Here is a 12,684-nt window from a genome sequence, read left to right on the forward strand (position 1 = left end):
GCGCTCCGCGCTGGAAGGAATTAGCCAATAGACAGTAGGCAGTAGGGGTTATTTCATTCTGTGCGTTCATTTCGTCCATCCTGCAAACTGCGGATCAGCGACCTGAGCATCTTGCCGACCTCCTCGCTCGACTTCATCAAAACCTGCACCCTTTGGGGTGAAGCGATGCCGACACGAGATGAAAGTATCAGATGCGTTTCCAACTCTTTCAGTGAACCCTGAGCAAACTTGAGATGTTGGACATAATGTCCTGTAGCATCTCGACCATGACCTTCCGCAATGTTGGCGGCGATAGAAGCCGCCGACCGGCGTATCTGCGATACCATTCCATAAACCTCTTCGCGGGGAAATTGCCGCGTCAGTTCATAGCATTCGACCGCCAAGTCCATGGCACGCTGCCAAACCTTCAGATCCTGATAAGAGTTGATCGTCGTCCGCCTGCTCCTTCCACTGCCTATTGGCTACGGCCTACTGCCTAATTACTGCTTCGCCTTCTCGTCGCCCGGCAGCACGTAGTCCGTGCCTTCCCAGGGAGAGAGGAAGTCGAAGTTGCGGAATTCCTGCTTCAGCTCGACAGGCTCGTACACGACGCGCTTGACCTCGTCGTCATAACGCACTTCCACGAAGCCGGTCGTCGGGAAGTCCTTGCGCAACGGATGCCCCTCGAAACCGTAGTCGGTGAGGATGCGGCGCAGGTCCGGGTGGCCGGTAAAGAGGATGCCGTACATGTCGTAGGCTTCGCGCTCGAACCAGTCGGCGCCCGGATAGACCGCGCAGGCGGACGGAACGGGCTGGTCCTCGCCGGTCGCGACCTTGACGCGGATGCGCAGGTTCTGGCGCGGTGACAGCAGGTGATAGACCACGTCGAAGCGCTCGGCGCGCGCCGGCCAGTCCACACCGCAGATGTCGATGAGGTTGACGAAGCCGCACTGCACGTCGTCGCGCAGGAAGGTCAGAAGCTCGACGACGCGGGCGCCGTCCGTCTTCAGGGTGAGTTCGCCAAAGGCGATATCGGCGGAAGCGACGAGACCGCCGGCCGCTTCGCCGATATGGGAGGAAAGCTCCTGGAGGGCTTCGCTCATCGTGTCAGTCCCCTGCCCTTAACGTTCGATCGTACCGGTCCGGCGGATCTTCTTCTGCAGCAGGAGCACGCCGTAGAGGAGCGCTTCCGCCGTGGGAGGACAGCCTGGTACATAGATGTCGACCGGCACCACGCGGTCACAGCCGCGCACCACCGAATAGGAATAGTGATAGTAGCCGCCGCCGTTCGCGCAGGAGCCCATCGAGATGACGTAGCGCGGCTCGGGCATCTGGTCGTAGACCTTGCGGAGCGCGGGGGCCATCTTGTTGGTCAGCGTGCCGGCGACGATCATGACGTCGGACTGGCGTGGGCTGGCGCGCGGCGCGAAGCCGAAGCGCTCGACGTCGTAGCGCGGCATCGAGAGCTGCATCATCTCGACGGCGCAGCAGGCAAGGCCAAAGGTCATCCACATCAGCGAGCCGGTACGGGCCCAAGTGATGAGTTCATCCGTGGACGTGACCAGAAAGCCCTTGTCGGCGAGTTCGTTGTTGATCTCGCCGAAGAAGGCGTCGTTGCTGCCGACGGGCTTGCCCGTGCTGGGATCGATGATCCCCTTGGGCTGCGGCGCGACGAGCGTGTTGTTCGTATGAGCTACTCCCATTCGAGTGCTCCCTTCTTCCATTCATAGATGAAGCCGATGGTCAGGACACCGAGGAAGACCATCATGGACCAGAAGCCGAACCAGCCCATATCGCCGAAGGAGACGGCCCAGGGGAAGAGGAAGGCGACTTCCAGGTCGAAGATGATGAAGAGGATCGACACCAGGTAGAAGCGGATATCGAATTTCATGCGCGCATCGTCGAACGCATTGAAGCCGCACTCGTAAGCGGAAAGCTTTTCCGAATCGGGGGCCTTGTATGCGACGGCAAACGGCGCGACCAGCAAGGCAATGCCGATCACGAGTGCGATACCGATGAAGATGGCGATCGGGATATAGGAACCGAGAAGTTCAGTCATTGGCGTCCATCCTGCCTGCTCGGGGCGCCAGAGAGACGCCTGATGGTCGAAGACCTGCAAGCCGATAAAGTATGTTGCAACGCCCACGTCGTTAGCGCAGTGAGCGTCCCCGCGCAAGGCTTTGTCCGGCTTTCGCCGCAATCATTGTGTTCTTTTCCCTGTCGCCCCGAAGGCCGGGGACAGGCCTCTTTAAATCGTTACGATTCGATGAAAGGCGGCGTGCGGGACGTTTCGCCGCAGGCGCGGCGGAAAAGCCCGCCGCGGCCCCGCCCTTCCCTCAGTTCGCATTGAGATTGAGCATGGGGATCGAGCCGCCCGGCAGCATGGTGCGCGGCAGCTGCCCGTCCCATTTTTCCGCCTGCGTCAGCGAGACGAGACCGGGATTGTCGCGCAGCGCATCGCCGCGCAGCTTGATGGCGCCGGCCTCCGCCTCCCCGCGCAGCTTGATCGCCTCCGCTTCGGCCTGCGCGGCCAGCCGCACGGCGTCGGCCTGCGCCTGCGCTTCGGCGCGGCGGGCGTCCGCCTGGGCACGCGCCTGCGTCACGGTGATCTCCGCCTGCACCTTCTCACGCTCGGCGTTCTGGCGCAGGCGCTGCACCTCGACCTCCGCCAGCATGCGCTGTTCGATGCTCGCCTCGTAGGCATCGGAGAAGTCGATGTTCTCGATCTGCACGCTATCGATGATGACGGGGCCGGAGACGCCCTCCTGGATCGCCGTCGCGACCTCGGCATTGAGCCGCCCGCGCTCCTGGATGGCTGTTACCGCGTTGAAGCGGCCGAAGACCGTCTTCGTCTCCTCGAAGACCTTGCGCTCGATGAGGCGTGACATCAGCCCGTCCTCGCCCCCGTAGATGGCATAGACGTCCTGCACGCGATCGGCCGGAATGCGGTAGTTCACGGACAGGCGGATATCGGCCGGCTGCTGGTCGCGGCTGTAGGCCTCCATCTTCTCGTAGACGACGGCCTTGGACTGGACGGAGATGCGCACGACCGAATCGATCAGCGGCAGCTTGAAGCCGAGCCCCGGCTCGGCGGTGCCCGCGACCGCGCCGTAGCGCAGGATGACCCCGCGCTCGCCCTGATCGATGGTGAACCACGAACCGAACAGAATGCTGAGCGCGACGAGCGCGGCAAAACCGGTCAAAGCCATCGTGACGTAACGCATGCGAATCCCCCTCTTCGATCGGCAGGCTATACGAAGACGGGAAAACGGCGAGAAACATTCGGCGCGAGGGTGAAGAATTTTCACCGAAACGCACTTCACGCACCGCGTGAAGAAAAACCGATAACGATCTGGAAAGAAAGAAATGGCGCGAGTGACGGGGCTCGAACCCGCGACCTCCGGCGTGACAGGCCGGCACTCTAACCGACTGAGCTACACCCGCGCATCTTGATGGCCTTGCGGCCCCGAATGGTCGTCCGGCCTTTCGAGTGGCGCGAGTGACGGGGCTCGAACCCGCGACCTCCGGCGTGACAGGCCGGCACTCTAACCGACTGAGCTACACCCGCATTCCTCGAAAGCGACCGGATGACGAAGCATCCGTCCCGAGCGACCTGAGCCGTTCGATGAGCGGCTAACTACGGGGTTCGGGTTTGGGTGTCAAGCAGGTTTCAAGACAAAAGAATGACGCGTCGCGAAATGTTTCCACGCCCCTGTCCATCGCCATGGGGCCGTTCAAAAAAATGCGAAAAACTTTGCGATTGCCTCTTGCGGTTCGATCCGGTTCCGCATAGATCACAGCCACCAACGCGGCGGGCGATTAGCTCAGTTGGTAGAGCGCCTCGTTTACACCGAGGATGTCGGGAGTTCGAGTCTCTCATCGCCCACCATTCTTCCTCCGGAATTTGCACGCAGGCCCCGTAAAAACGGGGCTTTTTTCGTTTTGTCGCTGCCCTTCCCTGCCGTAACCGGACCGGCTGGTGCGGGCCGGTCCGGGGCGCCTCGTCAATGCGTTGTCGGCGGCTCTTCTTCCTCGTCGTCTTCCAGGAACGAATGGATGCCGTCCCTTGCGATCGTCGCCAGGAATTCGTCGAAGGCCTCGCGGTCCGTGGCGAAGGGCTCGTCCCATTCGAAGAGGTCTTCGTTCTGGGTGACGACCTCCAGTTTCCAGTCGTTCTGCGTGCCGGCGGGGCGGGAGATATCGACGAGCACGGTGACGCCGTCTTCCGTGAATTCTCCCGAAAGCTCGGAATGCTCCAGTTTGGGCTTCTTGTTCATGACGGCGATCCTGCGGGCATCTGGCCGGATTCGGGATCCGGCAGGGTCGAAATGGTGAAATCGGAACGGCCAGCGTGATCTCGCGGCAGCGACGTGACGTCAATCGGTCGCCCGACCCCGATCTAGAACTATCGGCAGTCGCGTTCCAGAATCCCTTGTGACAGAGCGGACGGTATCCGTCCACCCTTACACGTCAGGCCGGCTGCTTGGATGCGTCGGGGCGAATTCGGCGACGAGCTCGTGCTTTTCGCCGGGATAGGTCAGGCGCACATGGGTGATGTAGAGGCCGCCGCTCCAGGTGCGGCGCTCGACGACGAGGCAGGGCGTGCCGGGGGCGATCGCCAGCAGCTCGGCGGCGCGGGCATCGGCGCCGACGGCGCGGATGCGGTGCTCGGCGGCGCTCCAGGGGACGCGGCTGATCAGCCAGGCGCCAGGGGCGACGTCCTCGAACGCCTCCCCGGCGGCCTCGGGCACGGCTTCTAGGCTGATGAGGCGGTCTTCCAGGCAGAAGGGCTGCGCACCGGCGAAGTGAAGCGCCGAGATTTCCGTCAGCCGGGCCGATTCGGGAAGCTCCATCAGGCGGCGGTCGGCGGCCTTGGCCGCGCGGTCGAGGCGGGTGCGGCACTCGTAGCGATAGGGAAGCCCGAGCGATTCGACCTCCAGGCGGATATCGTGGATTTCGAGGACGGCGGACTGGGCGTGCGGATGGGTGACGTAGCTGCCGGACTTGCGGCGGCGCTCGATGAGGCCGCGCTTGACGAGATCGGTGATCGCCTTGTTCACGGTCATGCGCGAGCATTGATACTGCTCGGTCAGCTCGTGCTCGAAGGGAATGCGGTGGCCGGGCGGCCATTCGCCCGACAGGATCTTGCCTTCGACATCCTCGAGGATGCGCCGGTGCAGCGAAGGCTCCTTGGCCTCGACCTCTGTTCTGTCCCCGTCGATGGAAATGGTCGCCTCCGCTCCGGGCGCGGATTCGCCCGGTCCTGGGAAAGTCATAGGAAAGGCCCGGACGGCTTTCAATACGCCCTCAGGCCATGGCAAGCGCCTGCATGGCCGCGGTGAAGCGGCGGCCGACCGCCTCGCGGGCGACATGGCGGCCGCCCTCGACCTGCCTGCGGCCGTTCACCCAGACGCAATCGACCTCGGCGCCGTTGGCGAAGATCCAGCCGTCGAGCAGGCCGTCGCCGGCAAGGTTAAGGCCGTGGCGGGCCTTGAGGCTGACGAAATCGGCCGCGTTGCCCACGGCAATGCCCGACCCGGCGCCGAGTGCCGCCGCGCCGCCGGCCAGCGCGCCTTCGAAGAGCGCGCGGCCCGTCGAGCCGCCGGGCGCGGCGAGCACGTTACGGGCGCGATGGAGGAGGCGCTGGGAATATTCGAGCTGGCGCAGTTCGTCCGGCAGGCCGATCAGCACGTTCGAATCGGAGCCGACGCCGTAGCGGCCGCCGGCGGCGAGAAAATTGGGCGCCGGGAAGGTGCCGTCGCCGAGATTGGCTTCCGTCACCGGGCAGAGGCCGGCGATGGCGCCGGCCTTCGCCATGTCCCGCGTCTCGGCCTCCGTCATGTGGGTGGCGTGGATGAAGCACCAGCGGCCGTCGACCTTCTGGTTGTCGAGCAACCATTCCACCGGGCGGTGGCCGGACCAGGCGATGCTGTCCTCCACTTCCTTCACCTGCTCGGCGATATGAATATGGATCGGCCTGTCGCCGGCCATGGCGACGACGGCTGTCAGCTCTTCCGGCGTGACGGCGCGCAGGCTGTGCGGGGCGACGCCGGTGACGCCGTCCGGCAGCGCATCCGTCAGGGCGCGGCAGCGTTCCACCAGGGCGGCGTAGGAATCGCGGTCGTTGATGAAGCGGCGCTGGCCCTCGCCCGGCGTGGTGCCGCCGAAGCCGGCATGGGCGTAGAAGACGGGAAGCAACGTCAGGGCGATGCCCGTCTCGGAGGCAGCCGCAGCGATCCGGGCGGCCATTTCGGCGATATCGCCATAGTGCCCGCCGTCCTTGTCGTGATGCAGGTAATGGAACTCGCCGACGCGGGTGAAGCCGGCCTCCAGCATTTCGACATAGAGCTGGGCTGCGACGGCCTCGACATCGTCGGGCGTCATGGACAGCGCGAAGCGGTACATGACGTTGCGCCAGCTCCAGAAGCTGTCGCTGCCGGGGCCCCGCGTTTCGGCAAGGCCCGCCATGCCGCGCTGGAAGGCGTGGCTGTGCAGGTTCGGCATGCCGGCGACAAGGGTGTCGTGGCGCTCGTCACCGGGGGCTGCGGCGGCATTTTTTTCCACGGCGGCGATCCGGCCGTCCTCGATGCTTATACGGACGTCGTTCGCCCAGCCGCCCGCCAGCAGCGCCTGCCTTGCATGAATGACGGCCATGGCCATCCCTCCCTCTTGCGATTTGCCTCGGCGCGAAGCCCGAAATTGGCTCTTGCGCCCTCGGTTATTATGTATATACATTATATCCACCACAGGGAAGAGGCAATCACCATGACGGTACAGGAAAAGGACAGCCCTCGGGTCTGGCGCAACGCCCGGCTTGCGACGCTTGAGGAAAGCCTGCCGGGCCTCGGCATCGTGGAAGACGGCGCGATCGCCGTCCGCGACGGCCGCATCGCCTTTGCCGGGCCGGAAGCCGAGCTTCCCGTAGAATTCGCCGGTGCCGAGATCGTGGATTGCGAAGGGCGCTGGATCACGCCGGGCCTCATCGATTGCCATACCCATCTCGTGCATGCCGGCGACCGCGCCCATGAATTCGAGCTTCGCCTTGCCGGCGCTTCCTATGAGGAAATCGCGCGGGCCGGCGGCGGCATCGTCTCCTCGGTGAAGGCGCTGCGTGCGGCGAGCGAGGACGATCTGGTGCGGGAGACCCTGCCCCGCCTCGACGCGCTGATCGCCGAGGGCGTGACGACGGTAGAGATCAAGTCCGGCTACGGCCTCGATACGGAAAACGAACTGAAGTCGCTGCGCGCCGCGCGCCGCATCGCGGAGGAGCGCGACGTCACCGTGCGCACCACCTTCCTCGGCGCCCATGCGCTGCCGCCCGAGATGAACGGCGACAAGACGGCTTATATCGGGAAGGTCGTGAACGAGATGCTGCCGGCCGTCGCGGCCGAAGGGCTTGCCGACGCCGTGGACGGCTTCTGCGAGGGCATCGCCTTCTCCAAGGCCGAGATGGCCGAGGTCTTCGAGGCCGCGAAGGCGCATGGCCTGCCGGTCAAGCTGCATGCCGACCAGCTTTCCAACCTGCACGGCGCCGAGCTTGCCGCCCGCCATAGTGCGCTTTCCGCCGATCACCTCGAATATACCGACTATGCGGGCGCGGCCGCGATGGCGAAGGCCGGCACCGTCGCCGTCATCCTGCCGGGTGCCTTCTACTTCATCCGCGAGACGAAGAAGCCGCCGGTCGACCTCTTCCGCAAGCACGGCGTGAAGATGGCCGTCGCCACCGATGCCAATCCCGGCACCTCGCCGCTCACCTCCCTTCTCCTCACCATGAACATGGCCGCGACCCTCTTCGGCATGACCGTCGAAGAATGCATTGCCGGCGTGACGCGCGAAGCCGCCCGGGCGCTTGGCCTTGTCGACGAAGTGGGGACGCTGGAGGCCGGGAAATGGGCCGATTTCGTCCTCTGGGACATCGGCCGGCCGGCGGAACTGGTCTACCGCATGGGCTTCAATCCCATGCATGCCCGTATCCGCAGCGGACACTGAATCAAGTCAAGTCGCAGCCTTTGCTGCATGGGGAATGAACATGACGATCACGCTTCACCCGGGCTCCGTGCCCCTGAAAACCCTTGAAACCATCTACTGGACCGGCGAGGCCACCCGGCTCGACGCATCCTTCGACGCCGGCATCGAGAAGGCCGCCGCGCGCATCGCGGAAATCGCCGCCGGCGACGAACCGGTCTACGGCATCAATACCGGCTTCGGCAAACTCGCCTCCATCAAGATCGCCCCGGCGGACGTCGCGACGCTCCAGCGCAACCTGATCCTGTCGCACTGCTGCGGCGTCGGCAAGCCGCTTGCCGAGAACATCGTGCGCCTCATCATGGCGCTGAAGCTCATCTCGCTCGGCCGCGGCGCCTCCGGCGTGCGCATCGAGATCGTCCGTCTTCTGGAAGCCATGCAGGCCAGGGGCGTCATCCCGGTCATCCCGGAACAGGGTTCCGTCGGCGCCTCGGGCGACCTCGCCCCGCTCGCCCACATGACGGCCGTGATGATCGGCGAGGGCGAAGCCATTTATGTCGGCGAGCGCCTGCCGGGCGGCAAGGCGCTGGAAAAGGCCGGCCTGAAGCCGGTCGTTCTCGCCGCCAAGGAAGGCCTTGCGCTGATCAACGGCACGCAGGTCTCCACCGGCCTTGCGCTGGCCGGCCTCTTCCGCGCCCACCGCGCCGCGCAGGCCGCGCTCGTCACCGGCGCGCTCTCCACCGACGCCGCCATGGGCTCCTCCGCGCCGTTCCATCCGGACATCCACACGCTGCGCGGCCACAAGGGCCAGATCGACGCCGCCGCCGCGCTCCGCGCGCTGCTGGCCGGCTCCGTCATCCGCGAAAGCCACATCACCGGCGACGAGCGGGTGCAGGACCCCTATTGCATCCGTTGCCAGCCGCAGGTCGACGGCGCCTGCCTCGATCTCCTGCGCTCGGCCGCCCGCACGCTCGAAATCGAAGCCAATGCCGTGACCGACAACCCGCTCGTCCTTTCGGACAACAGCGTCGTTTCCGGCGGCAACTTCCATGCCGAACCGGTCGCCTTCGCCGCCGACCAGATCGCCATCGCGACCTGCGAGATCGGTGCCATCGCCCAGCGCCGCATCGCGCTGCTGGTCGACCCCGCCCTCTCCTTCGGCCTGCCGGCCTTTCTCGCGAAAAAGCCGGGGCTCAATTCGGGCCTGATGATCGCGGAAGTCACCTCGGCCGCGCTGATGAGCGAGAACAAGCAGATGGCGCACCCGGCCTCGGTCGATTCGACCCCGACCTCCGCCAACCAGGAGGACCATGTCTCCATGGCCTGCCACGGCGCCCGCCGCCTGCTGCGCATGACGGAGAACCTTGCCGCCATCATCGGCATCGAGGCGCTGACGGCCGCGCAGGGCATCGAGTTCCGCGCCCCGCTCGTCACCAGCCCGGAGCTGCAGAAGGTCGTCGCCGCGCTGCGCACCGTCGTGCCGACGCTGGAGGAAGACCGCTACATGGCGCCGGACCTCGCCGCCGCCGGGTCGTTCGTCTCCTCGGGCGCGCTGGCCGCCTCGGTCACCAAGGGTATCCTGCCGGTGCTGGAGGCCTGACATGGCGCTCTTCGAAACCCATCAGGGCACCTCGCCCGTCATTCTCGCCTTCCCGCATACCGGCACGGAGGTTCCAGCCGATATATGGGAGCGCCTGAACGACAACGGCCGCATCCTCGCGGATACGGACTGGCATATCGAGCGTCTCTATGACGGCCTGCTGCCCGACGTGACGACGGTGCGCGCCACGTTCCACCGCTATGTCATCGACGCCAACCGGGATCCGGCCGGCGTCAGCCTCTATCCCGGCCAGAACACGACGGGCCTCGTTCCGGAAACGGATTTCGACGGCAAGCCGATCTGGAAGGAGGGCGAGGCCCCGACCGAGGCGGACATCGCCCACCGGCTCGCCAATTTCCATGCGCCCTACCACGCGGCCCTTGCGGCCGAGATCGAGCGGGTGAAGGCGATCCATGGCGTGGCGATCCTCTACGATTGCCACTCGATCCGCTCGCGGATCCCCTTCCTCTTCGGGGGCAGGCTGCCGGATTTCAACGTCGGCACCGACATGGGCCGCACCTGCGCGAAGGCAATCGAGACGGCGACGTTCGAGGTCTGCGCCAAGGCCGATGGCTACACCAGCATCCTCAATGGCCGCTTCAAGGGTGGCTGGACCACCCGACACTATGGCAGGCCGGAAACCGGCGTGCATGCCATCCAGATGGAGCTCGCACAGTCGAGCCATCTTTCCACCGAGGCGCCGCCCTTCGCCCTGGATGCGGAAAAGGCCGCACGGCTCCGCGTCCATCTGAAAGACATCCTGCATCGTATCGAGGCGCTTGCCTCCACCCTCACACGCTGATCCGGGAGAACAGCCATGACCGACAATCCCCGCCACAATATCCGCGAGGTGCGCGCCGCCACCGGCACCGAGCGCACCGCCAAGAGCTGGCTGACCGAAGCGCCGCTGCGCATGCTGATGAACAATCTCGACCCCAATGTCGCGGAAAACCCGCACGAGCTGGTCGTCTATGGCGGCATCGGCCGCGCCGCCCGCACCTGGACGGATTTCGACAGGATTGTCGCCTCGCTGCGCGACCTGGAGGACAACGAGACGCTGATCGTGCAGTCTGGCAAGCCGGTCGGCATCTTTCGCACGCACAAGGACGCCCCGCGCGTCCTCATCGCCAATTCCAACCTCGTGCCGCACTGGGCCACCTGGGATCATTTCAACGAGCTGGATAAGAAGGGCCTTGCCATGTACGGCCAGATGACGGCCGGCTCGTGGATCTATATCGGCTCGCAGGGCATCGTGCAGGGCACCTACGAGACTTTCGTGGAAGCCGGCCGCCAGCACTATAACGGCGACCTCAAGGGCAAGTGGGTGTTGACCGGCGGCCTCGGCGGCATGGGCGGCGCCCAGCCGCTCGCTGCCGTCATGGCCGGCGCCTCCTGCCTTGCGGTCGAGTGCAACCCTGACTCCATCGATTTCCGCCTGCGCACCCGCTATGTCGACGCCAAGGCCGAAACGCTCGATGAAGCCATGGAGATGATCGACCGCTGGACGAAGGCGGGCGAAGCCAAGTCCGTCGGCCTTCTCGGCAACTGCGCCGAGATCCTGCCCGAAATGGTCCGCCGCGGCATCCGCCCCGACATGGTCACCGACCAGACCTCCGCCCACGACCCGATCAACGGCTACCTGCCGAAGGGCTGGACGATGGCCGAATGGAAGGCCAAACGCGAGAGCGACCCGAAGGCAGTCGAGAAGGCCGCCCGCGCCTCCATGCGCGAGCATGTCGAGGCGATGATCGCCTTCCAGGACATGGGCATCCCGACCTTCGATTACGGCAACAACATCCGCCAGGTCGCCAAGGACGAGGGCCTGGAAAACGCATTCGCCTTCCCGGGCTTCGTGCCGGCCTATATCCGCCCGCTGTTCTGCAAGGGCATCGGTCCCTTCCGCTGGGCCGCTCTTTCGGGCGACCCGGAAGACATCTACAAGACCGACGCCAAGGTGAAGGAGCTCTTGCCCGACAACAAGCACCTGCACAACTGGCTGGACATGGCGCGCGAGCGCATCTCCTTCCAGGGCCTGCCGGCGCGCATCTGCTGGGTCGGCCTCGGCGATCGCCATCGCCTCGGCCTCGCCTTCAACGAGATGGTGAAGAACGGCGAGCTGAAGGCCCCGGTCGTCATCGGCCGCGACCACCTCGATTCGGGCTCCGTCGCCTCGCCGAACCGCGAGACGGAAGCGATGAAGGACGGTTCGGACGCCGTGTCCGACTGGCCGCTGCTCAATGCCCTGCTCAACACCGCCTCGGGTGCGACCTGGGTCTCGCTCCATCACGGCGGCGGCGTCGGCATGGGCTTCTCGCAGCATTCGGGCGTCGTCATCTGCTGCGACGGCACGGACGAGGCCGCCGAGCGCATCGGCCGCGTGCTCTGGAACGACCCGGCGACCGGCGTCATGCGCCATGCCGATGCGGGCTACGACATCGCCATCGAATGCGCGAAGGAAAAGGGCCTGCGGCTGCCCGGCATCCTCGGCAACTGATGAGCCGGTTGCTGCGCAATAGCGACCATCGCCGCATGCCGTGGAAGAACGGCGGCGGCGAGACGGTCGAGGTGATCGTCCATCCGGAAGGCGCGGGCCTTTCGGATTTCGGCTGGCGCGTCAGCATGGCAACGGTTGCGAGCGACGGTCCCTTCTCCGTCTTCCCCGGTATCGACCGCACGCTGGCGGTGCTCTCGGGCGACGGCATGGAACTTTCCATCGAAGGGCTCGGCGAAAGGCTGCTGACGCCGCAATCCACGCCGCTCGCCTTCCCGGCCGATGCACCGACCTCGGCGCGTCTTCCCGGCGGGCCGATCACCGACCTCAACGTGATGACGCGGCGCGGCGCCTTCCGGCACACGCTCGTCCGCCACGTCGTCGAAGATACGAAGGCGCTTCCGGCCTCCCCGGGCGGGCGCCTGCTGCTGGCGCTCGACCCGCTCGGCGTTTCCACGCCGGATGGGCTCGCCGGGCTCCAGCCGCTCGACGCGCTCGTGCTCGACGGTTCCGAGACGGTCGAGGTCGTGTCGGCAGGAAACCGCGCCGCCTTCTATCTGGTAGAAATCACTCCCGCCTAAGCCATTGGCGGAAGCGATTTCCTTGTCGGCCTGCCTTCTGAGTGCTACCTCCCGGCGCAATCAATTTG

At 65.5% G+C, this 12,684-nt stretch carries 13 protein-coding genes and 3 tRNA genes; 6 read left to right on the forward strand and 10 right to left on the reverse strand.

The window, feature by feature from the left end; genetic code table 11:
- Positions 1–53 precede the first annotated feature (53 nt).
- The 7 genes from L0976_RS22525 to L0976_RS22555 form a co-directional block, all read right to left on the reverse strand.
- Positions 54–428, reverse strand: coding sequence for a four helix bundle protein (locus tag L0976_RS22525; RefSeq protein ID WP_370643777.1), 375 nt, complete (start codon positions 426–428; stop codon positions 54–56).
- 51 nt (positions 429–479) lie between these two features.
- Positions 480–1,082 carry an NADH-quinone oxidoreductase subunit C gene (locus L0976_RS22530; RefSeq protein WP_234189363.1) on the reverse strand — a complete coding sequence of 201 codons (603 nt, stop codon included), beginning with the start codon at positions 1,080–1,082 and terminating at the stop codon, positions 480–482.
- An 18-nt stretch (positions 1,083–1,100) separates the two neighbouring features.
- Positions 1,101–1,682: an NADH-quinone oxidoreductase subunit B family protein gene (locus tag L0976_RS22535; RefSeq protein WP_234189364.1), complete on the reverse strand. Its 582-nt coding sequence runs from the start codon at positions 1,680–1,682 to the stop codon at positions 1,101–1,103.
- A complete protein-coding gene (locus L0976_RS22540; protein WP_119258712.1) occupies positions 1,673–2,038 on the reverse strand; it encodes an NADH-quinone oxidoreductase subunit A in 366 nt (121 codons plus the stop codon). The genes L0976_RS22535 and L0976_RS22540 overlap by 10 nt, the downstream gene beginning before the upstream one ends.
- A gap of 277 nt (positions 2,039–2,315) precedes the next feature.
- The gene (locus tag L0976_RS22545; protein ID WP_234189365.1) at positions 2,316–3,203 is read right to left on the reverse strand and encodes a prohibitin family protein; all 888 of its coding nucleotides are present in this window, start codon (positions 3,201–3,203) and stop codon (positions 2,316–2,318) included.
- Positions 3,204–3,346: 143 nt separating this feature from the next.
- A tRNA-Asp gene (locus L0976_RS22550) sits at positions 3,347–3,423 on the reverse strand.
- A 47-nt stretch (positions 3,424–3,470) separates the two neighbouring features.
- A tRNA-Asp gene (locus L0976_RS22555) sits at positions 3,471–3,547 on the reverse strand.
- A 245-nt stretch (positions 3,548–3,792) separates the two neighbouring features.
- Between L0976_RS22555 and L0976_RS22560 the strand changes: the two genes are divergently transcribed.
- Positions 3,793–3,868: transfer RNA gene (locus L0976_RS22560), tRNA-Val, on the forward strand.
- 115 nt (positions 3,869–3,983) lie between these two features.
- On the opposite strand, the gene L0976_RS22565 is transcribed toward L0976_RS22560, so the two are convergent.
- The 3 genes from L0976_RS22565 to L0976_RS22575 all read right to left on the reverse strand — a co-directional run bounded on the left by L0976_RS22565 (position 3,984) and on the right by L0976_RS22575 (position 6,633).
- A complete protein-coding gene (locus L0976_RS22565; RefSeq protein ID WP_234189366.1) occupies positions 3,984–4,256 on the reverse strand; it encodes a hypothetical protein in 273 nt (90 codons plus the stop codon).
- A gap of 186 nt (positions 4,257–4,442) precedes the next feature.
- Positions 4,443–5,255 carry a histidine utilization repressor gene (gene hutC, locus L0976_RS22570; protein WP_234189367.1) on the reverse strand — a complete coding sequence of 271 codons (813 nt, stop codon included), beginning with the start codon at positions 5,253–5,255 and terminating at the stop codon, positions 4,443–4,445.
- A gap of 31 nt (positions 5,256–5,286) precedes the next feature.
- Complete coding sequence (locus L0976_RS22575; RefSeq protein ID WP_234189368.1) at positions 5,287–6,633, reverse strand: formimidoylglutamate deiminase; 1,347 nt, start codon at positions 6,631–6,633, stop codon at positions 5,287–5,289.
- Positions 6,634–6,744: 111 nt separating this feature from the next.
- On the opposite strand from L0976_RS22575, the gene hutI reads away from it, so the two are divergent.
- The 5 genes from hutI to L0976_RS22600 are packed head-to-tail and all read left to right on the forward strand — an operon-like array spanning position 6,745 to position 12,616.
- A complete protein-coding gene (gene hutI, locus L0976_RS22580) occupies positions 6,745–7,968 on the forward strand; it encodes an imidazolonepropionase (protein ID WP_234189369.1) in 1,224 nt (407 codons plus the stop codon).
- Between the two features lie 40 nt (positions 7,969–8,008).
- Positions 8,009–9,544, forward strand: a complete 1,536-nt coding sequence (gene hutH / locus L0976_RS22585) for a histidine ammonia-lyase (protein WP_234189370.1) — start codon at positions 8,009–8,011, stop codon at positions 9,542–9,544.
- A 1-nt stretch (position 9,545) separates the two neighbouring features.
- Entirely contained in the window at positions 9,546–10,346 is an 801-nt protein-coding gene (gene hutG / locus L0976_RS22590; RefSeq protein ID WP_234189371.1) for an N-formylglutamate deformylase, read from the forward strand.
- Positions 10,347–10,361: 15 nt separating this feature from the next.
- The gene (gene hutU, locus L0976_RS22595) at positions 10,362–12,038 is read left to right on the forward strand and encodes a urocanate hydratase (protein ID WP_234189372.1); all 1,677 of its coding nucleotides are present in this window, start codon (positions 10,362–10,364) and stop codon (positions 12,036–12,038) included.
- Positions 12,038–12,616 (forward strand): HutD family protein, encoded by a 579-nt coding sequence (locus tag L0976_RS22600; RefSeq protein ID WP_234189373.1) that lies wholly within the window; start codon positions 12,038–12,040, stop codon positions 12,614–12,616. The genes hutU and L0976_RS22600 overlap by 1 nt, the downstream gene beginning before the upstream one ends.
- The last annotated feature ends 68 nt before the right edge of the window (positions 12,617–12,684 follow it).

It is taken from the genome of Shinella sp. NM-101 (assembly GCF_021401195.1).
Lineage (GTDB): Bacteria > Pseudomonadota > Alphaproteobacteria > Rhizobiales > Rhizobiaceae > Shinella.